This window comes from Pseudomonas sp. PD9R (assembly GCF_019200975.1).
GTDB lineage: Bacteria > Pseudomonadota > Gammaproteobacteria > Pseudomonadales > Pseudomonadaceae > Aquipseudomonas.
The window spans coordinates 175,930-200,599 of sequence record NZ_JAHTMR010000009.1; the positions used below are offsets into that span (position 1 = coordinate 175,930).

The 24,670-nt window shown below is 57.6% G+C and carries 24 protein-coding genes and 2 pseudogenes; 17 read left to right on the forward strand and 9 right to left on the reverse strand.

All coding sequences use genetic code 11. From position 1 onward, the window contains the following. Positions 1 to 199: 199 nt before the first annotated feature. Positions 200 to 916, forward strand: coding sequence for an intradiol ring-cleavage dioxygenase (locus tag KUF73_RS18650; protein ID WP_218439525.1), 717 nt, complete (start codon positions 200 to 202; stop codon positions 914 to 916). 2 nt (positions 917 to 918) lie between these two features. Here KUF73_RS18650 and KUF73_RS18655 read toward each other — a convergent pair whose 3' ends face one another. Together KUF73_RS18655 and KUF73_RS18660 are read right to left on the reverse strand one after the other, a co-directional pair. Continuing rightward, the gene (locus KUF73_RS18655; protein ID WP_218439526.1) at positions 919 to 2,100 is read right to left on the reverse strand and encodes an aminotransferase class V-fold PLP-dependent enzyme; all 1,182 of its coding nucleotides are present in this window, start codon (positions 2,098 to 2,100) and stop codon (positions 919 to 921) included. 24 nt (positions 2,101 to 2,124) lie between these two features. Further along, entirely contained in the window at positions 2,125 to 2,361 is a 237-nt protein-coding gene (locus KUF73_RS18660; RefSeq protein ID WP_003213031.1) for a DUF3820 family protein, read from the reverse strand. A 203-nt stretch (positions 2,362 to 2,564) separates the two neighbouring features. Here KUF73_RS18660 and KUF73_RS18665 point away from each other — a divergent pair, with 203 nt between their 5' ends. The 4 genes from KUF73_RS18665 (at position 2,565) to KUF73_RS18680 (ending at position 6,325) form a co-directional block, all read left to right on the forward strand. Then, the gene (locus tag KUF73_RS18665) at positions 2,565 to 3,032 is read left to right on the forward strand and encodes a PA2169 family four-helix-bundle protein (RefSeq protein WP_218439527.1); all 468 of its coding nucleotides are present in this window, start codon (positions 2,565 to 2,567) and stop codon (positions 3,030 to 3,032) included. Between the two features lie 237 nt (positions 3,033 to 3,269). Further along, the gene (locus tag KUF73_RS18670; protein ID WP_218439528.1) at positions 3,270 to 5,258 is read left to right on the forward strand and encodes an FUSC family protein; all 1,989 of its coding nucleotides are present in this window, start codon (positions 3,270 to 3,272) and stop codon (positions 5,256 to 5,258) included. Then, positions 5,245 to 5,451, forward strand: a complete 207-nt coding sequence (locus tag KUF73_RS18675; RefSeq protein ID WP_128605587.1) for a DUF1656 domain-containing protein — start codon at positions 5,245 to 5,247, stop codon at positions 5,449 to 5,451. Before KUF73_RS18670 ends, KUF73_RS18675 begins: the two co-directional genes overlap by 14 nt. A gap of 10 nt (positions 5,452 to 5,461) precedes the next feature. Then, positions 5,462 to 6,325 carry an HlyD family secretion protein gene (locus KUF73_RS18680; RefSeq protein WP_218439529.1) on the forward strand — a complete coding sequence of 288 codons (864 nt, stop codon included), beginning with the start codon at positions 5,462 to 5,464 and terminating at the stop codon, positions 6,323 to 6,325. A 126-nt stretch (positions 6,326 to 6,451) separates the two neighbouring features. Here the strand turns inward: KUF73_RS18680 and KUF73_RS18685 are convergent, their stop codons facing one another. Further along, positions 6,452 to 6,922, reverse strand: coding sequence for a MaoC family dehydratase (locus tag KUF73_RS18685; protein ID WP_218439530.1), 471 nt, complete (start codon positions 6,920 to 6,922; stop codon positions 6,452 to 6,454). Positions 6,923 to 6,963: 41 nt separating this feature from the next. Continuing rightward, positions 6,964 to 7,908: an alpha/beta hydrolase gene (locus KUF73_RS18690; RefSeq protein WP_218439531.1), complete on the reverse strand. Its 945-nt coding sequence runs from the start codon at positions 7,906 to 7,908 to the stop codon at positions 6,964 to 6,966. A gap of 270 nt (positions 7,909 to 8,178) precedes the next feature. Here KUF73_RS18690 and fadD2 point away from each other — a divergent pair, with 270 nt between their 5' ends. After that, the gene (gene fadD2 / locus KUF73_RS18695; protein ID WP_218439532.1) at positions 8,179 to 9,867 is read left to right on the forward strand and encodes a long-chain-fatty-acid--CoA ligase FadD2; all 1,689 of its coding nucleotides are present in this window, start codon (positions 8,179 to 8,181) and stop codon (positions 9,865 to 9,867) included. A gap of 357 nt (positions 9,868 to 10,224) precedes the next feature. After that, on the forward strand, positions 10,225 to 11,925 hold the full coding sequence (fadD1, locus tag KUF73_RS18700; protein ID WP_218439533.1) for a long-chain-fatty-acid--CoA ligase FadD1: 1,701 nt from the start codon (positions 10,225 to 10,227) through the stop codon (positions 11,923 to 11,925). 114 nt (positions 11,926 to 12,039) lie between these two features. On the opposite strand, the gene KUF73_RS18705 is transcribed toward fadD1, so the two are convergent. Then, positions 12,040 to 12,417, reverse strand: coding sequence for a hypothetical protein (locus tag KUF73_RS18705; RefSeq protein ID WP_218439534.1), 378 nt, complete (start codon positions 12,415 to 12,417; stop codon positions 12,040 to 12,042). A 199-nt stretch (positions 12,418 to 12,616) separates the two neighbouring features. Here KUF73_RS18705 and KUF73_RS18710 point away from each other — a divergent pair, with 199 nt between their 5' ends. The 3 genes from KUF73_RS18710 (at position 12,617) to def (ending at position 14,483) form a co-directional block, all read left to right on the forward strand. Next, entirely contained in the window at positions 12,617 to 12,808 is a 192-nt protein-coding gene (locus KUF73_RS18710) for a CsbD family protein (RefSeq protein ID WP_218439535.1), read from the forward strand. Positions 12,809 to 12,984: 176 nt separating this feature from the next. After that, positions 12,985 to 13,947 carry a YihY/virulence factor BrkB family protein gene (locus KUF73_RS18715; RefSeq protein ID WP_218439536.1) on the forward strand — a complete coding sequence of 321 codons (963 nt, stop codon included), beginning with the start codon at positions 12,985 to 12,987 and terminating at the stop codon, positions 13,945 to 13,947. Continuing rightward, entirely contained in the window at positions 13,944 to 14,483 is a 540-nt protein-coding gene (gene def / locus KUF73_RS18720) for a peptide deformylase (RefSeq protein WP_218439537.1), read from the forward strand. Before KUF73_RS18715 ends, def begins: the two co-directional genes overlap by 4 nt. A gap of 74 nt (positions 14,484 to 14,557) precedes the next feature. On the opposite strand, the gene KUF73_RS18725 is transcribed toward def, so the two are convergent. Both KUF73_RS18725 and KUF73_RS18730 read right to left on the reverse strand, forming a co-directional pair. Further along, positions 14,558 to 15,376 carry a class I SAM-dependent methyltransferase gene (locus tag KUF73_RS18725; RefSeq protein ID WP_218439538.1) on the reverse strand — a complete coding sequence of 273 codons (819 nt, stop codon included), beginning with the start codon at positions 15,374 to 15,376 and terminating at the stop codon, positions 14,558 to 14,560. 61 nt (positions 15,377 to 15,437) lie between these two features. Then, a complete protein-coding gene (locus tag KUF73_RS18730; protein WP_218439539.1) occupies positions 15,438 to 15,875 on the reverse strand; it encodes a GNAT family N-acetyltransferase in 438 nt (145 codons plus the stop codon). 389 nt (positions 15,876 to 16,264) lie between these two features. Here KUF73_RS18730 and KUF73_RS18735 point away from each other — a divergent pair, with 389 nt between their 5' ends. From KUF73_RS18735 to KUF73_RS31830, 7 genes and pseudogenes are all read left to right on the forward strand, one after another. After that, entirely contained in the window at positions 16,265 to 17,206 is a 942-nt protein-coding gene (locus KUF73_RS18735; RefSeq protein WP_218439540.1) for a fatty acid desaturase, read from the forward strand. A gap of 140 nt (positions 17,207 to 17,346) precedes the next feature. Then, positions 17,347 to 18,138 (forward strand): phosphate/phosphite/phosphonate ABC transporter substrate-binding protein, encoded by a 792-nt coding sequence (locus KUF73_RS18740; protein ID WP_218439541.1) that lies wholly within the window; start codon positions 17,347 to 17,349, stop codon positions 18,136 to 18,138. 191 nt (positions 18,139 to 18,329) lie between these two features. Further along, positions 18,330 to 18,863, forward strand: a complete 534-nt coding sequence (locus tag KUF73_RS18745; RefSeq protein WP_218439542.1) for a sigma-70 family RNA polymerase sigma factor — start codon at positions 18,330 to 18,332, stop codon at positions 18,861 to 18,863. Beyond that, positions 18,860 to 19,873 carry an ABC transporter substrate-binding protein gene (locus tag KUF73_RS18750; protein ID WP_218439543.1) on the forward strand — a complete coding sequence of 338 codons (1,014 nt, stop codon included), beginning with the start codon at positions 18,860 to 18,862 and terminating at the stop codon, positions 19,871 to 19,873. Before KUF73_RS18745 ends, KUF73_RS18750 begins: the two co-directional genes overlap by 4 nt. A gap of 139 nt (positions 19,874 to 20,012) precedes the next feature. Beyond that, positions 20,013 to 20,657 carry a peptidase inhibitor family I36 protein gene (locus tag KUF73_RS18755; protein ID WP_218439544.1) on the forward strand — a complete coding sequence of 215 codons (645 nt, stop codon included), beginning with the start codon at positions 20,013 to 20,015 and terminating at the stop codon, positions 20,655 to 20,657. A gap of 515 nt (positions 20,658 to 21,172) precedes the next feature. Further along, a pseudogene (locus tag KUF73_RS31825) lies at positions 21,173 to 21,844 on the forward strand (PAS domain-containing protein); the annotation flags it as partial. 126 nt (positions 21,845 to 21,970) lie between these two features. After that, positions 21,971 to 22,387 (forward strand): annotated as a pseudogene (locus KUF73_RS31830) (methyl-accepting chemotaxis protein); the annotation flags it as partial. 77 nt (positions 22,388 to 22,464) lie between these two features. On the opposite strand, the gene KUF73_RS18765 reads toward KUF73_RS31830, so the two are convergent. Continuing rightward, positions 22,465 to 23,022: a hypothetical protein gene (locus KUF73_RS18765; protein ID WP_218439546.1), complete on the reverse strand. Its 558-nt coding sequence runs from the start codon at positions 23,020 to 23,022 to the stop codon at positions 22,465 to 22,467. A gap of 164 nt (positions 23,023 to 23,186) precedes the next feature. Further along, the gene (locus KUF73_RS18770) at positions 23,187 to 24,611 is read right to left on the reverse strand and encodes an MFS transporter (protein ID WP_218439547.1); all 1,425 of its coding nucleotides are present in this window, start codon (positions 24,609 to 24,611) and stop codon (positions 23,187 to 23,189) included. Positions 24,612 to 24,670: the final 59 nt, after the last annotated feature.

Genomic DNA, 24,670 nt, shown 5'->3' on the forward strand with positions numbered 1-24,670 from the left:
CTTTCCCCAACACTCGTTGTGTGTACTACGGCTTTACGGTGCGCTTGGTCGGTGCACCGTTTTTTTTTGCCTGCGCAAAATCCGTGGTGCCAACCCTGTAGGAGCTGCCGCAGGGCGCGACAAGATGCGATACATAGTTACCGCATACCGATTTTCGACCAGTGCTAGCCTGCGTTCATCTTATGGAAGAGAGAACGTCATGGACGCCAATACCTCAGAAACACCGGTTTGCCTGCTATCACCTGAACAGATCGCCGGCCCCTATTTTCGCAATCCCAAGCTGATCAGACGAAACATCAGCGAAGGCGCCGACGGCGTTCCGTTGGTGCTACGGCTGGCAATCGTCGATGCCATGACGGGCCAGCCCGTCACCGATGCATTGGTGGATATCTGGCACTGCAATGCGCGCGGGGCGTATTCGGGCTGGAGCAAAATCAATCCGGACCTGGAAGTCGACAATGGCGACATCGGCTCGGTCGCGCGAACCGACGATGACACCTACCTGCGCGGCGGGCAATTCACCGATAAAAACGGCATCGCCCGGTTCACCACGATCTGTCCGGGTTTTTATGCCGGGCGCACCTTGCACATCCATGTCGCCGTGCGCATCACCAGTGGTAACAATTATCTGCAGGAGCGACACGTTGCCTGGGTCGGCCAGTTGTACTTTCCCGCGGTCGCGGCGCGCTCGGTGCTCAATGCCCGGGAGTATCGCGGTCGGGCCATCCCGCCACTGACCAACGAGCAAGACTTCTTCTATCAGAACATGGGTGGCGGTGCCTCGACCCTGAACGTTCAAACCCTGGGTCGCGACTCCAATGACGATGGCTTTTTCGGGCACATGACCATCGGCATCGACACCTTCGCGGTGTCGAGCCAGATCAAGCCTGAGGACTTCGACAAGTACACCGTGTGACGTCAGCTCAGTTCAGTCAGCGCCGTGGTCAACAACGTCATGTCGGCCGCAGTGCTGGTCAGTCCCGGCGTTATACGAATGCACGGCCCACACGCGGCCCCGCTGCGTACCACCGTGAACAGGTTGTAATCGTTGAGCAGGCGTTCGACCATCGGCTGTTGATCGGCATGTGCGGTGAAGCGCAGCGACGTAATTCCGCAATACAGTCGTGGGTCGTCCGGGGTCATGACTTCGATCCCTGGTAACTCGCGAACCGCATGAACCCACAGGTTGCGCAGGTAGTTGACCCGCGCACCTTTGGCGGCGGAACCACCCATGGCCCAATGTTCCTCAAGCACCAGCGGCAGGGTCAGCAATGCCGGGATATTGGGCGTGCTGTACGGCGTGCGGGCGCGAATGTCGGTGATCGGGAAATGCATTTCGCCCATGTCCGGATCGATGTCGGCCAGGCGTTCAGTGGCGATATACAGGAAGCCGAGGGTCAGTGGGGCACCGATCCACTTGTGCAGGTTATAGGCGGCGAAAGCGATGCCCAGTTCATCGAGATCGAATTCAAACTGGCCCAAGGCATGTGCGCCGTCGAGGATTACGTCGATGCCATATTCTTTGGCAGCGGCTGCAATAGCTTGTACCGGCATCACCAGACCCGTGCGGTGGGTGACGTGGGTCAACGCCATCAGCTTGAGTCGCGGATAACGTGCGAACGCTGCACGGTAAGTGCTCAGCAAACTGTCGAAACTGGCGGGATGCGGGTGTTCGATTTCGATCACTTCGACACCGCGATTACGCGCGAGCCAGCGCATGGCACCCTTGACCGTGTCGTACTCCAGATCACAGATCAGCACCTGATCGCCTGGCTGCAAGCGGTTGTAGTTGCGGATCAATGACTGCAAACCGTCCGAGGCGTTGCGGGTGAGGGCGACTGTCTCAGCGGGTACGCCAATCAGTTCGGCCACCTGAGCGCGGATTTTCAGGCTGTCAGTCTGTTCGAAACGCTGACGCACGTAGACGGAGTTGCTGCGGTTGACCAACTCGATGTTGCGCTGGTACTCCTCGACCACCGTGCGCGACATGCGCCCGAAATAGCCGTTTTCCAGGTTGATCGGGCCAGGTTGGACAGCGTAGCGGTCGGCAAATGTCTGCCAAAAGGATTCATCACGGGCGCGGCGGGTGTTGTCAGGCATGGGATTACTCGATCAGGAGGTGAATCAGTGCCGAGGGGCAGGTTTGCCGTGTTTGGCGCGCAAGGGTTCGAGCAATTCGGATAAACCGTTGTGATCGATTTCCTGCATCAGGGCCAGCAGGCCGCCCAGTTCGCCATGGGGGAAACCTTCCCGGGCGAACCAGTTCAGGTACGGTCCTGGCAGGTCGGCAATGATTCGGCCCTTGTATTTGCCGAAGGGCATTTCGCGAGTAATCAGCAGTTCGAGCTTTTCAGGGTTCATCGATCAGTCGTCTTGATTCAGTCAGTCTGGAAAATACAGGCATTCTGCATGCAGGCCAAATGACAGATCATGCAAAAAAAGCGGATACAGATTTTTTGTTGATAACTAAGTATTTGAAAAACAAAGGGTAATTTATCATTCGGAAGCTGGCATGCGAGCTGCAATACCTATTGCAACTTTCATCACCCGCAAGGAATTGAAAAATGACCGACATGAATAAAGAAGCGATCTCTGTGCTCAACGACCTGATTGAAACCAGCAAAGACGGTCAGGAAGGGTTCAAGACTTGCGCTGAAGACATCAAACACCCTGAACTCAAAACCCTGTTTGTGCAACGTTCCGCCGACTGCGCCACAGCGGCAGCCGAGCTGCAGAGCGCCGTACGTTCGATGGGTGGCGATCCGGAAACTTCCACCAGTGTCAGCGGCGATTTGCACCGTCGCTGGGTCGATGTGAAATCAATGTTTACCGGCAAGGACGAAGAAGCCGTGCTCAACGAAGCCGAGCGCGGTGAAGACCATGCGATGAAGGCTTATCGGGAAGCCATGGAAAAAATCAACAAACACAACCTGGTGGGTATCCGTGACATCGTTGAACGTCAGTACCACGGCGTGCAACGCAACCACGATCAGGTAAAAGCCCTGCGTAACCAGGCGCGCGCACGCTCGTAAGCGTACGCTTGCTGTCAAAAACGCCAGCCAGTCTGGCGTTTTTTTGTGCTTGTGGTTAATACCGCAATCGCCGCTTGTAGGAGCTGCCGAAGGCTGCGATCTTTTGACCTTGCTCTTCTGCGAGTGCGAAAAAAGCAAAAGATCGCAGCCTTCGGCAGCTCCTTCATGGTCGCGTTTTTTGACGGGCCGATGGGAGAAGCCGGCTATCGTTACAACGTCCTTTGAAGAGTTTATTCAGTGCCTATCACTTTGCAGGCTTTGTTCGCGCCCGACCGCCGCGCCGTGCAATTCGCGATCAAAACCTTGATCGGCGGGGGGCTGGCGTTGTGGTTGGCCTTGCGGTGGGGGCTGGAACAACCGGCCTGGGCGTTGATGACGGCAATCATCGTCGCCCAGCCGTTGTCGGGGATGGTCATGCAAAAGGGGCTGGCGCGTCTGCTGGGGACGCTGGTCGGGACGATCATGTCGGTGGTGTTCATGGGCGCCTTTGCCCAGACGCCCTGGTTGTTCCTGTTGGCCTTGGCGTTGTGGCTGGGACTCTGTACGGCGAGTTCGACGTTGTTGCGCAGCGCCTGGTCCTATTCATTTGTGCTGGCCGGTTACACCGTGGCAATCATCGCGTTGCCGGCGATCAGCCATCCGCTGACGGTATTCGACCAGGCCGTGGCGCGATGCACGGAAATCTGCCTGGGCATTATCTGCGCCACGGCGAGCAGTGCGTTGCTTTGGCCGATGCGGGTCGAGTTGCAACTGACCGATCAGGCACGCGCTGCCTGGCGGAGCGGTATGAATGCCGCGCGGGCGACCCTTGCCGGCGATGGCCAGGCGCGAAAGGGCTTGCTGGAGATTCTCGGGCGAATCGTTGCGGTGGATGCCCAGCGTGAACATGCCTGGTTCGAAGGCAGCCGTGGGCGGCAACGCGCGCGGGCTATCAGCGGCTTGAGCCAGAAGCTGCTGATGTTGTTGCGCATCGCCCGTTCCGTGCACCGGCAGTGGAAGCAACTGGAACCGCATGAGTTCGCGCAATTGTTGCCCTGGATGAGCGAAGTCCAGGAGGCGCTGAACGGTGCTGATCCCGCGACTTTGCAAGCCTTGCGCCCGCGCTTGCTCGACGCCTCCCATGACCCGCACATCAGCTCCGCGCAAAGTTATTGCCTGGTGCGTTTCACCTTGCTGATGGATACCGCCATGGCGGCAGGTGTGGCGTTGAAAGCCGTGGAGGAGGGAAGAGATGCCGTCGATCCGCCGAGAACCCTGACGCCACACCGGGACCTGTCGTTGGCCCTGGTATTCGGTGCCCGTAGCGCGCTAGCGTTTCTGGTGGTCTCGTGTTTCTGGCTGGCGACGGCCTGGCCTGCGGCAGCAGGCGCATTGGTGCTGACGTGTGTGGTGTGCAGCCTGTTTGCCAGTCGCGAGAACGGCGCTCAGATCGGCATGAGTTTTATGCGCGGCATCTTTCTGGCCATTCCAGTGGCGTTTATCGTCGGGCAGATTCTGCTGCCGCAGTGGAGTGGTTTCGCAATGCTCTGTATGGCCATGGGCGTGCCATTGTTTTTTGGGGCGCTGGGCATGGCCAAACCGCAGATCAGTGCCACGGCTACTTCATTTTGTCTGCACTTCATTGTGCTGGTGGCGCCGCTTAATCAGATGAAGTTCGATGTCGCGGCCTTTTTCAACAGCGCGCAGGCCATGGTGGTGGGTGTCGGTGCGGCTGTCCTGGCGTTCCATTTGTTGATCCTGCGCAATCCGGTGTGGCTTGGCCGACGCCTGCTGGCAGCAACCCTTGACGATCTGGTGCGCTTGACTCGACGCAATCTGGCCGGTGCCGAAAGCTGGTTCGGTGGGCGGATGGCTGACCGCTTGCTGCAACTGGCGCGGCATTATCCGGAGCTGCCGGAGCCTGCTCGCAGCCGCTGGGACGACGGCTTGCTCGGCCTGGATATCGGCGACGAATTGCTGCACCTGCGCTTGAGTCTGGCGGTGGCGCAGGTGCCGGTCACTGCGCCGCAACAGCGTTATCTCGAACGCCTGGAAAATGTCCTGCGCCAAGGCCCGGCGGGCAGTCGCGCCGAAGCATTGATCGAGCCGAGCGAAGCCTTACTGCAAACCCTGTACGCCTTGCCTCCCAGCGATGCGGTGAAGCTGGCCCAAGGCGCAGTGCTGCAATTGCAAAACAGTTGGCGCGCCTGGTGCCGCCAGCAGGAGGACGTTCATGGGTTTGCGTGAATGGTCGGTGGGCGGCGTGCTGCTCAGCCCGTTTCTGATTTATGTGGTGCTGGCGCTGCTGGTCACTGGCGCCCTGCGCCTGCTATTGCGGCTGACCCCGGTGGGGCGCTGGATCTGGCATGAAGCATTATTTGATTGCGCCTTGTACGTCTGTGTATTGACCGTGATCACCGTCGTCCTCGGACCCTTATAAGGAGTTGAACATGCGTACTTCCGTACGTGTCGCGGTAACGCTGTGCCTGGTGGCGGTGGCGATTTTTGCCGGTTTCCATTTGTGGCAGTACTACATGCTGACACCCTGGACCCGCGACGCGCGAATCGGCGCCGACGTGGTGGTGATTTCCCCGGATGTGTCGGGTTGGGTGCGCGAGCTAAAGGCTTATGACAACCAACAGGTGAAGGCGGGTGATCTGCTGCTGAGCATCGACCGCGACCGTTTCGAAGCTGCGCTCGAAAAGGCGCAAGCGGTGGTGCAAACCCGTCAGCAACAACTCAATCTACGTGAGCGCGAAGCCAGTCGTCGTGCCAGCCTCGGGCCGCAGGCGATCAGTGCCGAGCTGCGCGAGAACGCGCAAATCAACGCTGACATTGCGCGCGGTGAATTGCGCGAAGCCCAGGCCGAAGCCAAGGTCGCGCAAATCAACCTGGCCCGCAGCCAGGTCCACGCGCCTCGCAATGGGCACATCACCAACCTGCGCCTGGCCGAAGGCAATTACGTGAACGCCGGGCAATCGGTGATGGCCTTGATCGACGACTCGACCTTTTATGTGCAGGCGTATTTCGAAGAAACCAAACTGCCGCGGATTCGCGTCGGCGACCCGGTGAAGGTCTGGCTGATGAGTGCGGGGCATGCGTTGGAGGGGCACGTGGAAAGCATCAGTCGCGGGATCACCGACCGCAACACCACGCCGGATGGTCAATTGCTGGCGGAAGTGGAGCCGACCTTCAACTGGGTCAGGCTGGCGCAACGGATTCCGGTGCGGATCAAACTGGACAAGGTGCCCGAAGAGATCAATCTGAGTGCGGGGATGACGGCGAGCGTGCAGGTGAAGGAGAGCGAACGCTGAGTTGCGCTGCGCCGCGATCTTGTGGCGAGGGAGCTCGCTCCTGCTGGGGCGCGAGGCGGCCCCGAAAAATGGGCCTGCTGCGCAGTCCAGCGGGAGCAAGCGCCCTCGCCACAAGCGAGTGGACTATCAGCCAATGCTGATCGGCGGCAACTCGGTCAGCGTCACAGTCTGCTGTTTGCGCGGCGCCAAAATTTCCGCCTCACCATCCACCACCAACTCATCACGCTGGTTGAACACGCGAGTGGCAATGCGTACACGAAACTTCGGCAGTTTCTCGAGGATTTCCAGGCGCACGGTCAGGGTGTCGCCAATCTTCACCGGCTTCTGAAAACTCATCTGCTGGCCGATATAAATAGTGCCCGGCCCAGGCAACTCACAGGCGACCGCAGCACTGATCAAGGCACCGCTGAACATGCCGTGGGCGATGCGTTCCTTGAACATGGTGCTGGCGGCGTAGTCGGCGTCCAGGTGTACCGGGTTGTGATCGCCCGACATCGCGGCGAACAACTGAATGTCGCGCTCTTCGACAGTCTTGCTGTAGCTGGCAGTCTGGCCGACTTCGAGGGCTTCGTAAGGGGTGTTGGTAACCTGGGTCATCTGTCTCAATTCCTGTGACGAATAAAAAAATTCACAAAAAACTATTCGGTTCGGTGTGGCCGGCGATGGGCCAGCGCCTGGTGGATCCAGGCCAGTACATCGGCAGTCACTTCATCGCGGTTGCTATCGTTGAACAGCTCGTGCCGCGCCTGCGGGTAAATAGTCAGCTGCAGGCTCTGGCTACCGGCTTCGCGCAAGGCGTCGGCCAGATCTTTCAGACGCTTGCCTTCGCTCACCGGATCACATTCACCACCAATTACCAGCAATGGCAGGCCCGGATCGATCTGAGCGAGATTGGACGCTTTGCTGATTTGCTGCAACCCGCCGAGCAAATCGATCCATAGCTGATTGGTGCAGCGAAAGCCGCAGAGTGGGTCGTTGGCGTACAAATCGACTTCCGTCGGATCGCGGCTGAGCCAGTCGAAACGGGTGCGCGCCGGTTTGAATTGCTTGTTGAACGAGCCGAACGACAACCATTCGATCAGCGCGCTTCGGCCTTTCGGGCCCTGTCGCAGGCGTTCGAACCGGGCGATTTGCCGCGCTGCGCGATAAAGCGCCACCGGCTGGAAGTTCGAGCCACTGAGAATTGCCCCGTGCAGGCTGGCACTGTGATGCAGCAAATAGGCCTGGGCGATGTAGCTGCCCATGCTGTGACCGAGCAGCACAATCGGCACGCCGGGATGCGGCTGGCCGATGTGCTGGTTGAGGCACGCCAGGTCGCCCACAACCTTGGCCCAGCCATCGGAATCGGCGAAATGGCCGAGCGTCCCGTTTTCGGCAGTTTTGCCATGTCCGCGCAAATCCGGCGCGTACACACCGAAGCCTTGATCGCAGAGTTTTTCTGCCAGACGCGCATAGCGACCGCTGTGTTCCGCCATGCCGTGGGCCAGCAGGATGACAGCCTTGAGGGGGCCTGCAGGCAGCCACTGGTTGACGAAAAGGCGACTGCGGTCACTGGTGGTCAGCCAGAAAGTGTCGTGGATCATAGCGGTTCCTTTGCTGGGGCATGGAGCTTGCGGCTTGCAGCTTAAAGCTTGCAGCTCAAGTGTATAGCGCATCCTCAGTCAGGCGTCTGATCTGCCCACGCCACGGCAGGAAGATTCACACGATCAATGACGACCGTGCGCGTATTTGCCTGATTCGCCATAGCTGCTAGTGTCCGTGAAGCTCCGCTTTTCGCTTTCTGCTTTTTGAGGGATGAGAGAGAAATGACAGAAAAGTGGCCCCGGATAGCTCAGGTAAAGAGGATAAGAACAATGCAACCTGATTTCTGGAATGACAAACGCCCGGCCGGTGTACCCCTGGACATTAACGTCGGTGAGTACAAGTCGGTGATCGAGGTGTTCGAGCGTTCCTGCAAGAAGTTTGCTGACCGCCCGGCGTTCAGCAACATGGGCGTAACCCTGACCTACGCCGAACTGGAGCGCTACAGCGCAGCCTTTGCCGGTTACCTGCAAGCCCATACCGACCTGGTGCCGGGTGATCGCATTGCGGTGCAAATGCCTAATATCCTGCATTACCCGATTGCCGTGTTTGGCGCCTTGCGCGCCGGGCTGATCGTAGTCAACACCAACCCGTTGTATACCGCGCGGGAGATGCGTCATCAGTTCAAGGACTCCGGTGCCCGTGCGCTGGTGTACCTGAACGTGTTCGGGCAGAAAGTCCAGGAAGTGCTGCCCGACACGGATATCCAGTATCTGATCGAAGCGAAAATGGGCGACTTGATGCCCGCCGCCAAGGGCTGGCTGGTCAATACCATGGTGAGCAAGGTCAAGAAAATGGTCCCGGCCTATTCGTTGCCCCAGGCCATTTCTTTCAAAAGTGCGCTGCGCATGGGCCGAGGTCAGGGGATCAAGCCACTTAACGCCGGCCTCAAAGACATCGCCGTGCTCCAATACACCGGCGGCACCACTGGTCTGGCCAAGGGCGCGATGTTGACCCACAGTAACCTGGTGGCCAACATGCAGCAGGCTCGGGCGTGCCTGGGGCAGTTCGGCAGCGACGGCCAGCCGCTGTTGCGCGAAGGGCAAGAGGTGATGATCGCGCCGCTGCCGCTGTACCACATCTATGCCTTCACCGCGAACTGCATGTGCATGATGGTGACCGGCAACCACAACGTGCTGATCACCAATCCGCGAGACATCGGCGGCTTCATCAAGGAGCTGAAGAAGTGGCGATTCTCGGCGTTGCTGGGGCTCAACACGCTGTTTGTCGCGCTGATGGAACATCCGGATTTCAAGACCCTGGATTTCTCCAGCCTCAAGCTCACCAACTCCGGCGGCACCGCGCTCGTCAAGGCCACCGCCGAGCGTTGGGAGCAACTGACCAACTGCCGCATCACCGAAGGTTACGGCCTGACCGAGACCTCGCCGGTGGCCTGCACCAACCCCTACGGCGATCAGTCACGCATTGGCACGGTCGGCCTGCCGGTGCCGGGCACCACGTTGAAAGTCATCAACGATGAGGGTGTCGAGCAACCTTTAGGTGAGCGCGGCGAGTTGTGTATCAAAGGCCCGCAAATCATGAAGGGCTATTGGCAGAAACCTGAAGCGACCAACGAAGTGCTGGATGCCGAGGGCTGGTTCAAGTCCGGCGACATCGCGGTGATCGATCCGGACGGCTTTGTGCGCATCGTCGATCGCAAGAAGGACATGATCATCGTCTCGGGTTTCAACGTGTACCCGAACGAAATTGAAGACGTGGTCATGGCGCATCCGAAAGTCGCCAACTGTGCGGTAATCGGTGTGCCGGACGAGCGCTCGGGCGAAGCGGTGAAGTTGTTCGTGGTGGCCCGTGAAGCGGGCGTCAGCCTTGAAGAGTTGAAGGCGTACTGCAAGGAGAACTTCACGGCGTACAAAGTCCCCAAGCACATTGTGTTGCGTGAATCGTTGCCGATGACGCCGGTGGGCAAGATATTGCGGCGGGAGTTGCGTGATATCGCGTAACGGGTCATAGATTGAGGCGATCCCAAAAGATCGCAGCCTTGGGCAGCTCCTACAGGGATCGCATTCTTCTGCAGGAGCTGTCGAAGGCTGCGATCTTTTGCTTTAAAGCCCCGGAAAACGGGGCCTTAAAGGGAGTTATAGAATTTTTGCTCTAAAATGACCGCTTGTTATTCTTGAGTCACAAATGTGACCGTAGAGGCCGCTTTTGGCTCTAGTCGACCCTTGGCAAAGCTGCTACTCTCGGCGCGCTTTGTGACTTCTCGGCCTAGTAAAAAGCCAGACTCACCAATAGACAAACACCAATAATAATCGCATCAAATGCGGTGCTGAATTCGCGTTGCTGAGGAGTGGGCTTCCATGATCGAAGACTTTTGGAAGGATAAGTACCCAGCTGGAATTGCTGCCGACATCAATCCAGATGAGTACCCGAATATTCAGGCAGTGTTGAAGCAATCCTGCCAACGCTTCGCCAACAAACCGGCATTCAGCAACCTGGGCAAGACAATCACCTACGGTGAGCTGTACGAATTGTCCGGTGCCTTTGCTGCATACCTGCAACAGCATACCGATTTGCAGCCGGGCGATCGAATCGCCGTGCAACTGCCCAACGTGTTGCAGTACCCGGTGGCCGTCTTCGGCGCTATTCGCGCCGGCCTGATCGTGGTCAACACCAACCCGCTGTACACCGCGCGGGAGATGGAACACCAGTTCAACGATTCCGGTGCCAAAGCCCTGGTCTGCCTGGCCAACATGGCTCATCTGGCCGAAACCGTGGTGCCGAAAACCGGCGTCAAGCACGTGATCGTCACCGAAGTGGCCGACCTGCTGCCACCGCTCAAGCGTCTGCTGATCAACAGCGTCATCAAGTACGTGAAGAAGATGGTGCCGGCGTATCACTTGCCCAAAGCCGTCAAGTTCAACGATGTGCTGAGCAAGGGCCATGGCCAGCCAGTGGCGGAAGCCAGCCCGGCCAGCAGCGATGTCGCGGTGTTGCAATACACCGGTGGCACCACCGGCGTGGCCAAGGGCGCAATGCTGACCCACCGCAACCTTGTAGCGAACATGTTGCAGTGCAAGGCGCTGATGGGCTCCAACCTCAATGAAGGCTGCGAGATCCTGATCACGCCGCTGCCGCTGTACCACATCTATGCATTCACCTTTCATTGCATGGCGATGATGCTGATCGGCAACCACAACGTCCTGATCAGCAACCCGCGCGACCTGCCGGCGATGGTCAAGGAACTGTCGAAGTGGAAGTTCAGCGGTTTTGTCGGCCTCAACACGTTGTTCGTTGCCCTGTGCAACAACGAAGGTTTCCGCAAGCTGGATTTCTCGGCGCTGAAAGTCACCCTGTCGGGAGGCATGGCCCTGCAATTGGCCGCTGCCGAACGCTGGAAAGCGGTCACCGGTTGCGCCATCTGCGAAGGCTACGGCATGACCGAAACCAGCCCGGTGGCCACGGTCAACCCGATCCAGAACATCCAGATCGGCACCATCGGTATTCCCGTGCCGTCGACCCTGTGCAAAGTGATCAATGATGCCGGTGTCGAGCAGCCAATGGGCGAAATCGGCGAGCTATGCGTGAAAGGTCCGCAGGTCATGAAGGGTTACTGGCAGCGTCAGGAAGCCACCGATGAAATCCTCGACAGCGAAGGCTGGTTGAAGACCGGTGACATTGCGTTGATCCAGCCGGATGGCTACATGCGCATTGTCGATCGCAAGAAAGACATGATCCTGGTGTCCGGTTTCAACGTGTACCCGAACGAACTGGAAGACGTGCTGGCAACCCTGCCGGGCGTGCTGCAATGCGCGGCCATCGGCATACCGGACGAGAAATCGGGCGAGGCGATCAAGATTTTCATCGTCGCCAAACCGGGCGTGACCCTGACCAAGGAACAGGTGATGGAGCATATGCGCGCCAACGTCACCGGTTACAAGGTTCCACGCTCCGTGGAGTTCCGCGATGCATTGCCGACCACTAACGTTGGCAAGATTTTGCGTCGGGAATTGCGAGATGAAGAGTTGAAGAAGATCGCTGCAAAAAAGGTCAGCGCGTAATAAACAAGAAGCCCCGCAGAAGCGGGGCTTTTTTTGAAGATCAAAAGATCGCAGCCTGCGGCAGCTCCTACAGGGATTCATGTAGGAGCTGCCGCAGGCTGCGATCTTTTGCTTTTATTGACGGAACGGCGCGAAATTGACGTTGGTGCCTGCCGGGCGCATGTCCTGGAGGTACGAGTCCTTGTCGGCGCTCAGTTCCAGGCTCAGGGCTGCCTTGCGCTTGCCTTCGTTGCGCACCACCAGCCCTTCAAGCTTTTCGCGCAGGAACACCGTCGGCACTTTCAGGTGCAGCAGTTCGTCGGTGTCCGGGGTGTGCATCAGCAGGTGAATCCACTCGTACTGACCAACGGCAAGGCGCGCTACCGGGAGGTCGAACCACCAGATGTTGCGGTTGCGGTTCAATTCGGCGAAGTGGCAATTGTTGACGCCAAGCACAGCACCGCCGAGTTCCAGGTTTCTGCGGGCAATGGCCTGCTTTTTATCGAGTTTCATAACATTCCTACGGAGTTGGATCTTCAGCGCCAAGGCCTGAATACGTTGCGCATTCTCGGGGGTTGCCGGGCAAACATAAAGCCCAACCTGCGCGGATCGATGAAATGGCGCTGTGAAAATAAATGAAACTCCGTGCAAACGCCTCCGGTCAACCCTGTGTAACCACTTTTCTCATCCAGATGTTCACAGGAGAAACACCATGAGCAGCACAGGCGATAAAGTGAAAGGCATGGCCAACGAAGCAGCCGGTAACGTCAAGCAAGGCGTGGGTAAAGCCACCGGTAACGACAAAATGCGCGCTGAAGGCGCGGTCCAGGAAAAGAAAGGCGAAGCCCAGCAAGCGGTCGGCAAAGCCAAGGATGCCCTTAAGAAAGGCATCGACAAAGCCTGAACCGGCCTTTAATAAAAGTAAGAAACGGCCATCCGCGGATGGCCGTTTTTGTGTCAGCCTGAACTTGAGCCCGGAAATTGTTTCAAAGTCGCCAAGTAGGCTACCTTGATGTAGAAAACGGCCCTGAGTCGCCACGACTTAACCCACCCTTTTGTTTGCGGCGAATGGAGACGCTAATGATTTTTCCGGACATGCGAGGCCTGCCTTTGCACCGTGTGATGATGCGCACGGTCACCGAGTTCGTCGACGATGAGATGTCGACCTATGCCTCGGCGCTGGCCTATCAAATGCTGTTTTCGCTGTTCCCCTTCATCCTGTTCCTGATTGCCCTGATCGGCTTCCTGCACCTGCCGGATTTCTTCTCCTGGCTGCGCCTGCAATCGGAACTGGTGTTGCCGCCCCAGGCGCTGGAGCAGGTGAACCCGGTGATCGACCAGCTCCAGCAGTCCAAGGGTGGCTTGCTGTCGGTGGGTATTGTCATCGCCCTGTACACCGCCTCAGCCGGTGTGCGGCTGATGATGAGCGCGATGAATGCGGCTTACGATGTGATTGAAGGTCGCCCGTTATGGAAGCGCTTTCCGCTGTCGATCTTCTACACCATCGGCATTGCCGGCATGCTGCTGGTGGCTGCCGCACTCATGGTGCTCGGGCCCCAGGTGATGGGCTGGATCGCTGCGCAAGTCGGCCTCGAAGACTTCATCGTGACCGTCTGGACGGTTGCGCGCTGGCCGGTCATCGTGATTCTGATGATGGTGGCCGTTGCATTGATCTATTACGTCACGCCGGACGTCAAACAGGAGTTTCGCTTCATCACGCCAGGGTCGGTGCTGGCGGTAGTGGTGTGGATCATCGCCTCATTGGGCTTTGCGTTTTACGTCAAGACGTTCGCCAACTACAACGCCATGTATGGCAGTATCGGCGCGATCATCGTGTTGTTGCTGTACTTCTACATTTCCGCTGCGGTGCTGTTGCTCGGCGCGGAGATGAATGCGGTGATCGAACACATGTCGCGAGAGGGCAAAGACCCTGGCGAAAAAGTCCCCGGCGAGCATGGTCCCGTGCATGAAGAAAAACACCACGTGTCGGGATTGGGCCGGGACCACTCGATCAAGCCACCCACTGACGAAGTCATCAAATGATCCGTGAAATTCTGAAAATGGGCGATGAGCGCTTACTGCGCATTGCCCCGCCGGTTCCCGCCGAAATGTTCGACAGCCCGGAGTTGTGGCAACTGATCGACGACATGTTCCAGACCATGGAAAGCGTTGGTGGCGTTGGCCTGGCCGCGCCGCAAATCGGTGTCGATCTGCAGCTGGTGATCTTCGGTTTTGAGCACAGCGAACGCTATCCGGATGCTGACGCGGTGCCGCAGACGATTCTGATCAATCCGCTGATCACCCCTTTGAATCCGACGCTGGAAGAAGGCTTCGAAGGATGTCTGTCGGTGCCTGGCTTGCGGGGCGCAGTGGAGCGTTACCAGCAGATCCGCTACGAAGGGTTCGACCCCAAGGGCGAGCCGATCGTGCGCGTCGCCTCGGGTTTCCATGCGCGGGTTGTGCAGCATGAATGCGATCATCTGATCGGCCGGCTCTACCCGTCGCGCATCAGTGACTTCAGCAAGTTCGGATTTACCGAAGTGATGTTTCCGGATCTAGATCCGACGGCGGATGATTAAACAGCAAAAGATCGCAGCCTGCGGGCGACTCCTGTAGGCGCTGCCGAAGGCTGCGATCTTTTGATCTGGCCTTCTTATTTCACCGGTTTGACGAACCGCAACGTCATCCGGTCCGACTCCCCAATCGCTAAATACTTCGCCCGATCCTTGTCCCCCAATGTCAACGCTGGCGGCAGTGTCCACACGCCTTCGGGATAATCCTTGGTGTCCTTCGGATTGGCGTTGATTTCGCTCTGCTCCTCAAGCTTGAACCCCGCATCGGTCGCCAGTTTCACTACGTAGTCGGTGGTCAGGTAGCCGCTGTGCTTGATGTCTTCCAGTGACGCCCCATCCTTGGCCCGGTGATCCACTACGCCGAGCACGCCGCCCGGTTTCAGTACTTTGAAAAACGCCTGGAACATCAACGGCGCGGTGTCCGCCAGCACCCAGTTGTGCACGTTGCGAAAGGTCAGCACGGTATCTGCCGAGCCGGGTTGGCCGAGTGCCGGAGCTTTCGGGTCGAACTCCAGCAGCTGGGCCTTGGCATATTGCGCTGGATCGGCGGCGAATTTGTTCTTCAACTTCTCTTCATTCTTGCGGGCCGAATCGCTGACTGTTGGTGCCTGAACCGCAGCAACATACTGGCCCTGGTCCTTAAGTAACGGCGCCAGCAATTCGCTGTACCAACCGTTACCGGGGGTGATTTCAATGACCGTTTGCTTCGGCCCAAGACCAAAGAACTGCAGGCTTTGTTGCGGGTGACGGTAACCATCACGCGCCACGTTTTCCGGCGCGCGCCAACTGCCGGCCAGTACGTTGGCATATTGTTCGGCCGACACTGTCGGCGCAGCGGCATGACTTAAAGCAGGGGCGAGCAAGGTGGTCAGCGTCAAAGCCAGAAGAGCAGGTTTCATGGGGCGTCCTGAACGAAGTCGAAGTCGACAGCGAGGCTAGCACGCGGCCCGTTTTGATCGATCACACATTATCGAAGGTGGACCGAACCAACGGTTCTAAGCCCATGGCAATCATCGGTTTGCTGCGCGCGTAACGGCTCAATCGCTCGACCATCGCGTAGGGCATCTGCGGGTCGAAAACAAAGCCGCGACGCTCATAAAAACCACGTAAATCCGGATGGCAGAACAACCACACCGGACTTTCTACGTTCTCGACGGCGGCGGCGATCAACGCGGCGGCGATGCCTTGTTTACGACAGGCCGGATCGACAAACAATCCGGTAAGCCAATGCCCACCCGACACTGGTCGCAAGCACAGCGCACCGATGATTTCTTCGCGCCGGGCGACCCACAGATGAGCCTCGCGGACCGCCTTCATCGAAGATTGGTGGGCGCGATAAAACTTGTTCATCAACGGCCATAATGGCTCGTCGAGCAGGGCGTATTGCGTGTTGGACATGGGAGCGGACTGTCGGTGTGCGAAGCGGGCGATTATAAAAGAACACGCCCGCAAGGATAGGTGTATACCTGATCTCACATCCCGTTTGAGTGGAGTACGCATTATGTCCAAAGGTATGGATTCAAAGAAAGCAGCGAAGAAAAAGCCGGCGAAAACCGCCATTGAAAAGCGCGCGGACAAGAAGGCCAAGAAAGTCGATATTTTCGGCCATTGATCCGAACGCCCTGTAGGAGCTGCGGCAGGCTGCGATCTTTTGATCTTGAAAAACAAAGTCTAAAGATCGCAGCCTGCGGCAGCTCCTACAGTGGTTTCTGAAGTAAGCAAATAATCTGCAAGATTTACCAGGGCAGTTGCACAGAAGGGGATTGGTCCCCGATCCGAGCAACGCCATGCCCCATTACTTCGATTCTGCCCACCGAGAAGAAATCGACACCCTGCGCCAGCGCCTGACTGCCCGTACCGAATGGCCGACCTGGCTGCTGCTGATCGGCGTTTATGGAGGCTGGTTTGGCATTGTTCTGAACAGTCATCATTTGGGACTGTGGTGGAGCACGTTGTTGCTGATCCCTTTGCTGGTGCTTTGGCTTTCCGTACAGCACGAATTGCTTCACGGCCATCCAACACGCTGGCCCGCGCTGAACAAAATCCTCGGCTACGCGCCGTTCGCCGTCTGGTATCCCTATACCCTGTATCGCGACAGCCATTTGCTGCATCACCGCGATGAAGACCTGACCGTGCCCGGTCGCGATCCGGAAAGCCGCTACTTGCGCGCCGAGCATTGGCAGCGCAGTTCGCTGATCGAACAGGGCCTGCACTGGTTGAACAAAACCGTACTTGGCCGCTTCGCCATCGGTGCCCCACTGGCCTTGCTCGCGTTGGCCCGCGAAGAGCTGCAACGGCTTGCAAACGGCGAGCGCCAGGCGTGGTTGATGTGGCTTAGCCATGGCGCCCTGACTTTAGTGATGCTGCTGTTCATTGCCCGCTACAGCGTGTTGCCAGTCTGGCATTACCTGTTGCTGATCAGCGTTCCGGCGCTGTCGATTGCAATGATTCGCTCCTACTATGAACATCGACCCCACGCAGCACCGGAGCAACGCACCGTGCTTAACGAAGCAGCGTGGCCGTGGCGCTGGCTATTCCTCAACCTCAATCTGCATCTGGTGCATCACGACTTGCCGGGGCTGCCGTGGTACGACTTGCCGCGCGCCTATCGGGCCCGACGCGAGCAATGGCTGGCGCGCAGTGGCGGGTTTCTGGTGCAGGGGTATGGTCAGTTGTGGCGTGAAAATGGGCTAAGCGCAATCGACAGTCCGCAGCATCCGTTTCACTGATTTTTATGAACGATACAAGCCCGCTTCAGGAGCGAGCCTGCTCGCGATGAGGCCCTCACATACAACACCTGTGTTGTCTGTCACACCGCCATCGCGAGCAGGCTCACTCCCACAGGGAGCACTTCGCTGTATGGGAAGAATTGATGACACACATCGCCGAACTACTGATGTACGTCGCTCCAGAACCGATCCGACAGGCCAACGAGCGCTGGCTGACGCGAATCCTTGAGCGGCTGGGCGCCACCCGCCGCAGCGCCGAGGGTTTATCACTAATGGATCTTTGGCTGTCCCCGCAATTATTGCTGACCCAAACCTGTGGCTATCCGTTGATGACGGCATTGCGCGGCCAGGTCCGGGTGCTCGGTCGCCCCCGTTATGAACTGCCGGACAGCACCGGCGGCAATCATTGCAGCCTGCTGTTGAGTCGAGCCGATGATCAGCGGCGAACCCTGCCGGACTTTCGCGGCAGCCGTGGCGTGATCAATGGCGAAGATTCCAACAGCGGCATGAATCTGCTGCGACATCGACTTGCGCCGCTGCATCGCGACGGTCAGTTTTTTTCCCGGGTCGGCATCAGCGGCAGCCACCGTGAAAGCCTGCGCTGGTTGCGCGAAGACCTTTCCGATCTGGCGGCCATCGACAGCGTGACCTTCGCCTACCTGGCGCGACACGCCGCAAACGAAGTTTGTGGTTTACGTGTTGTCGGGCGCAGTGCATTGAGTCCGACCTTGCCGTTCGTTACCGCCGCCACGGTCACTGATGAACAGGCTGAAAACCTTCGGCAAGTGATGAATCAGGCTTTGCGCGAACTGCCGGAAGTGGTCGAAGCCCTTGGTTTGCACGAGGTGTTGGCGGCCGGCGAAAGTGACTATCAGGTGGTACTCGACTATCAGCAGGAGGCTGAAGCTCTGGGGTATGGGCGCCTGCATTAGATGGCGTACGTCCTGTAGGAGCTGCCGAAGGCTTCGATCCTGGCGGTAAAACGAACACTGGAGACGTTAAGGGTTAATTCATTTATGGAATATAAAAATCACTTTTAAATATTATTAATGAATAAGCCTCCTTGCTAGGATCGCGTTACCGGACCTCCGGACATTCAGCGACCCCTAACCTTGGAGCCTCTATGTCCGGCACCGATATTTCCCATCGTAATGATGTGGGCGGATTATTCCGCGCTCATTACCCCTGGCTCTGCGCCCAATTGCGCCAGCATCTGGGGGCCAGCTCCAGTGTCGAAGACATCGCCGCCGAAGCTTTCGTGCAATTGCTCGAAGCGCCAGCGCCGGTATTAATCCGCGAGCCTCGCGCCCTGTTGAGCACCATCGCCCGCCGCCTGATCTATCAACTATGGCGTCGCCGCGATCTGGAACGCCAACACCTTGATCAACTGCGACACGCCGATCAACCGTCAACACCTTCACCCGAAGAACTGGCGCAACTGACCCAGGCCTTAGATGGGCTCGACCGCACACTCGCGCGCCTGCCCGGCAAGGTTCGGGCGACCTTTCTGCTGTCGCGGGTCGATGGTCTGACCTACCCGCAAATCGCTGCCGAACTGGGTATTTCCCCGCGTTCGGTCAGCGCTTACATGACCCGCTCCCAGGCGCTGTGCACCCGGCACAGTGCCAATCAATTCCTGAACCAGAGGTCCGCATGAGATCAATCAAAACCTTGCTCGGCAGTTCGCTGTTGGCGTTGAGCCTGATTGCCAACCAGGCATCGGCAGTGGAAAAAACGGCACCCATTCACTTTGGCGACATCACGTGGGAAAGCGGCAGCCTTATCACCGAGATCCTGCGTTTGATTGTCGAGAAAGGTTACGGCTATCCGACGGACACGTTACCGGGCAGCACCGTCAGCCTCGAAGCGGCATTGGCCAAGAATGACATTCAAGTGATCGGCGAAGAGTGGGCCGGGCGCAGTCCGGCGTGGGTCAAAGCCGCGTCGGAAGGCAAAGTGTTCGGCCTGGGCGACACAGTCAAGGGAGCCACCGAAGGCTGGTGGGTGCCGGAATACGTGATCAAGGGCGATCCGGAACGTGGCATCAAAGCCTTGGCACCGGAGCTGAAATCCGTCGCCGACCTCGCACGTTACAAGGACGTGTTCCGTGACCCGGAAGACCCGAGCCGTGGCCGCTTCCTCAATAGCCCCACCGGCTGGACCTCGGAGATCGTCAACAGTCAGAAACTCAAGGCTTATGACCTGACCGCCAGCTACGTCAACTTCCGCACCGGGTCCGGCGCGGCGCTGGATGCCGAGGTGGCATCGTCAATCCGCCGTGGCAAGCCGGTGCTGTTCTACTACTGGTCTCCGACGCCACTGCTGGGCCGTTTCAAACTGGTGAAACTCGACGAGCCACCGTTCGATGCGCAAGCCTGGAAAACTCTGGCCGATGCCAACAACCCGAATCCCAAAGGCACCCGTTCGATGCCGGCAAGCCTGGCCATCGGCGTATCTGCGCCGTTCAAGACGCAGTATCCGGACTTGGTGGCGTTCTTCGAAAAAGTCGACTTGCCGATTGATCTGTTGAACCAGACGCTGGCCCAGATGAGTGAAAAGCGGCAAAAGCCGCGTGAAGTCGCCGAAGGTTTTTTGCGTGATCAACCGCAAGTGTGGAAGGGCTGGGTGCCTGGTGAAGTGGCAGATAAAGTGAGTGCGAGTTTGTAAGACGCCAAGAGTTTGTGCGTTGCCTTGCCTGTTCGCGAAGGACCGATTGTCGGAGCTGTTAGTTTTGACAGTAGACGGCCAACTCTCATACTTGGATTCTGTACTTGAAAGTTTTAAAACTTACAGTGCGGAGTCCAATATGAAAATCAAATGGCTAACTTTCTTTGGGATTGCATGTGTTGGCATTGCCGCGTTGTTTTTTGTTTATGCGGGCAGTAGTAAAACAAGCCATAGAACATACACAGTGTTCAATCCTCCTCTGAGTGACGTAGAGAAGGCGATAGTTCAACCGCAGATTGATCAACTGCTCAAAAGCACAACAGGTGGAAAACAGGTCAGCTCCACTCAGGTGGAGTTCGATAGCGGTGTTGTAACCACGTTCCAGGTCCCGGGCGCCACCCATGAACCTCACACGACTTGTGATTTTGGTTTTTTTTGTGTTTGGGAAGCCAATAATTACTTAGGTACAAGGGTCGCTCAGCCTGTGCTAGCCAGCGGAACAATCAACTTGCCTGTGTACATGACTCGCGAGGTTTCCTCCTGGAAATATAATAACAATATATATAGAACGATTGTTTATGGCCTCGATGGCCCAAACGGTGCTGGCAAAATTATGACGAGCACACTAAAGGAAATTGATAACGGCGGTGAATGCTGCCCCTTCGGTGAGGCCGAAAAATCCAAAGCATGGACGGAAATATATGAAATGAGCAGCCTCGGCGAATACAACGACAAGATAGTGAGTCTTCGTTTCACTCCAATGTTTGTCCGCGCTCCTCAGTGACATTCGTCGCTGAATCGATTTTGTCCTGAATACTGGCCGACTAGTGGCCTTGCTTAGCCCTGATGACTGTCTATGCTGGCTTGTAACAAATCATGTCGATTACCTCCAGGTGAACGATATCCAAGCCGCAAGAGTGCGCTACCCAAGTCACCAATGCCTGGCTGAATGGAGCTACCTAATAAATGGATTTTGCTTATGAGTACGTTAGGGCTGGCCCGGTCCCGGGCTATCAAGAGAAGGATGTCTTGATGAGGACGTCGCAATCAGGACCCTCCGATTCAACATCATTTATCACCTGACAAGTCCTTCCTGTGGAGGGGCGCGTGTACCTGTTCCGTGGAACGTAGTGGTGGATTTGAAAGACCAGCAACTTTCTTAAATCAAAAGACCGCGCTTAGGGTGATACGACCATGTTCAACCTACATCACAAGGCTGACCTGCTGGAAATCGAACGCTACAGCTGTGCGCTGACCGAGGCTAACGCCAAGTTGGCGGCCGTCAGCCGTTCGATGGCGATGATTGAGTTCACCCCGGATGGCATTGTGCTCGATGCCAATGAAAATTTTTGCAGCACCATGGGTTACAGCGCCGAAGAAGTCCGCGGCAAACATCACCGGATTTTCTGCGAAGAGGTGTTTTACCGCAGCGAAGCGTACGCCAAATTGTGGCGCGACCTGGGGCGTGGCGAGCCGGTCAGCGGGACCTTTTTGCGCTTGAACAAGAGTGGCAAGGAAATCTGGCTCGAAGCCAGTTACATGCCGGTCTACGGTCCTGATCGCCAGGTCAAAAGCGTGATCAAAGTGGCTACGGACATTACTGCCAGGGTTAATAAGGAGCACGAAAACCAAAGTATGCTCGCCGCCATCGGGCGCTCTATGGCCGTCATCGAGTTCACCCCTGAAGGCCGGGTGATTGCGGCAAACGAAAACTTCCTGAAAACCACCCAGTACTCGCTCAACGAAGTTGTGGGGCAGCATCACAGCTTGTTCTGTCACCGTGCCGAGGCCGAATCCGCCTCGTATAAAGCCTTCTGGGCCTCACTCAATCGCGGCGAATATCACTCCCATCGTTTCGAGCGCAGGAACAAGCAAGGTCAGACGATATTTCTCGAAGCATCCTACAACCCATTGTTCGACGCCAAGGGCCGGCTGTACAAAGTGGTGAAGTTCGCCAGCGACATCACCCATCAGGTCACCACGTTACAAACTGCCGCGGAATCGGCCCACAGCACCTCGGTACAAAACGACGCCTGTGCGCGCAAAGGTTCGGAGGTGGTGCAGCAAACGGTGCAGATCATCCAGGACATTTCCAAAGACTTGAACCAGGCAGCGTTGAGCATCGATGCGGTCAGCAAGCAGTCGGACATCATCGGCACCATCGTGCAGACCATCCGTGGCATTGCTGATCAAACCAACCTGCTGGCGCTCAACGCGGCCATCGAAGCAGCCCGCGCCGGCGAACATGGGCGAGGGTTTGCGGTGGTGGCCGATGAAGTGCGCAGCCTTGCCGCACGCACCAGTCAGGCGACGCTGGAGATCGTCGATGTGGTGCGCAAGAACCACGACTTGTCGTTGAGTGCGGTGTCGAGCATGCAGTCGAGCCTGAGCCGAACCGGGCTCGGCGTGGAGCTGGCGAACGAGGCGGGCGAAGTGATTCTGGAGATTCAACAGGGATCGCGGCACGTGGTGGATGCGATCAGCCAGTTCAACTCGACGTTGCAACTGAACTAGCAATCCATGTAGGAGCTGCCGAAGGCTGCGATCTTTTGACTGTCAAAAAATCGCAGCCTGCGGCAGCTCCTACAGGGTTACAGCGAAGCGAGGAACTTGTCGACCACCTGGGTGCTGCCTTTTTCGCTGCTGCTGGTTTCTTTGTCGGCCTGCGCCAATTGCATTTTGTCTTTCATGCGATCGGCAACTTCTTGAGCAACCGCTTGTTGTTTCTCTGGCGGCATGGCTTTCAAGTCTTCTTCAGTAATCCCCATCTCTTTCAGGATGCTGTCGCGCAAACGCTGTTCCGGCGTTTTGCTCATGTAGTCCTTGAAGTCGCTCATGGCTGCGCTGTCGGTGGACTGAGTCGTGCCGGTCGAGTCGCTCGCTTGCAGGGTCACGCGGGTTTTGGCGAACGCTTCATCAACGTTATCGCTGATTTTGCTCGCCTCACTCACTTGTTGCGTGGCGAGTTGAGTGGCGGAGTCCTGCACCTGCTTGGTGGCCGTGGTTTGCGCCTGCACATTGTTTTGCAGGGCCTGGGCCATGATCGCTTGAAGACCGCCCTGAAGTCCGGCGGCAGCATCGGCGCTCGGCTCGTCGCCGGGACGTTTGGGAAGTGGGGTGACCAACGATTGTTTTGCACTGACCAACATGATGTGTAGACCTTGTGGGTTTGCGGTGCAGTGCTTTCAGCAAATAACGTGCCTGACATAAAAACTGCTAATGAAACAACATGTTATGTGGATTTCGATGCGTTTGGCGGTGATGCTTGCGGTCAAGCCTTGCCGTCGGGCGGCAGGACTCGACCGCTGGATCATTAGCGATGGGCAATGTTCTCCAGTGCCAGGTTACGGGTACGTGGGCCGAACCAACTGATGGTCAGCATCACGATCAGCATGCTGCTGACAATGAACGCCAGCACGCCGGGCGTACCGAAATGTTCGAGAAAAATCCCGATCAGCAAACTGCTGAACACCGTCGACAAACGACTGAACGAATAGCAGAACCCCACCGCACGCGCGCGGATGTTGGTGGGGAACAGTTCACTTTGATAAGAGTGATAGCTGAAGCTCAGCCACGCGTTGCAGAAGGTGATCATCACCCCGCAAAAGATCAGGCCGAACGCGCTGGTCTGAAACGCAAACAACGTTCCGAAGGTCATGGCGCCGAGGGCCGAGCCGACGATCTGCCACTTGTTCTCGAAGCGATTGGCGAACTTCACGAACAGCAACGGCCCGAGCGGGTAGGCGAGGGTGATGACAAAGGCGTACATCAGGCTGTGGGTCACGCTGACGCCTTGGCCGTTCAGCAGCGCCGGCAACCAGTTGCCGAAACCGAAGAAGCCAATGGCCTGGAACACGTGAAACACAATCAGCATCAAGGCCCGACGACGATAAGGTGGCTGCCAGATATCGGCGAAACGGCCCTTGCCCTGAATATCCACTGCCGCCAGTTCCGGTTCGTCCAATGGTTTGCGTTGATCCTTCACGCAGCGCGCTTCGATGCGGGCGAGAATCTGGTCGGCCTCGTCAAACCGCCCATGCTGGGCCAGCCAGCGCGGTGATTCCGGCAGGCGCGAGCGCAGCCACCAGATAAACAACGCAAACACCGCGCTCGCCAACACCACAAAACGCCAGCCGGAAATGCCGAACGGCGCCTGCGGCACCAGCCACCAGGACATCAGCGCTACCGCCGGTACGGACAGAAACTGCACGAAAAAAGCGAAGGCAAACGCCGAACTGCGCATGCGCTTGGGCACCAGTTCCGAGAGGTACGCGTCGATGGTCACCAACTCGATGCCCAGGCCAATGCCCACCAGAAACCGCATGCAGATGATGCCCAACGCCGAACTTTGAACGCCCATGGCCACCGTGGCGACGGTGTACCAGATCAAGGCGAAGGTGAATATCGCGCGTCGGCCGAACCGATCAGCCAATGGGCTCAAGAGGCTGGCACCGAGGAAGAGCCCAAGAAACGTCGCCGAGGCGAAGGCCGCCTGATCGGAGAAACCGAACACGCCCTGATTGCCGGTGGCGAAGATGCCGTCGCTGATCAGGCCGGGGCTGATGTAGGCGGTCTGGAACAGGTCATAGAGTTCGAAAAAACCACCGATCGACAGCAGGGCCACCAATCGCCAAATGGTCGAGACGGCGGGGAGGCGATCGATGCGGGCAGAAATCTGTGCGGCGCGCACGGGGTCGATGTCGTCTGTTTGAGCAACGCCGGGGGAATGTGCAGTCATGGGCTGATCCAGTTTTTATTGATGGAGAAGCTTAGCCTGCTATCGGAAAAAAATGATTG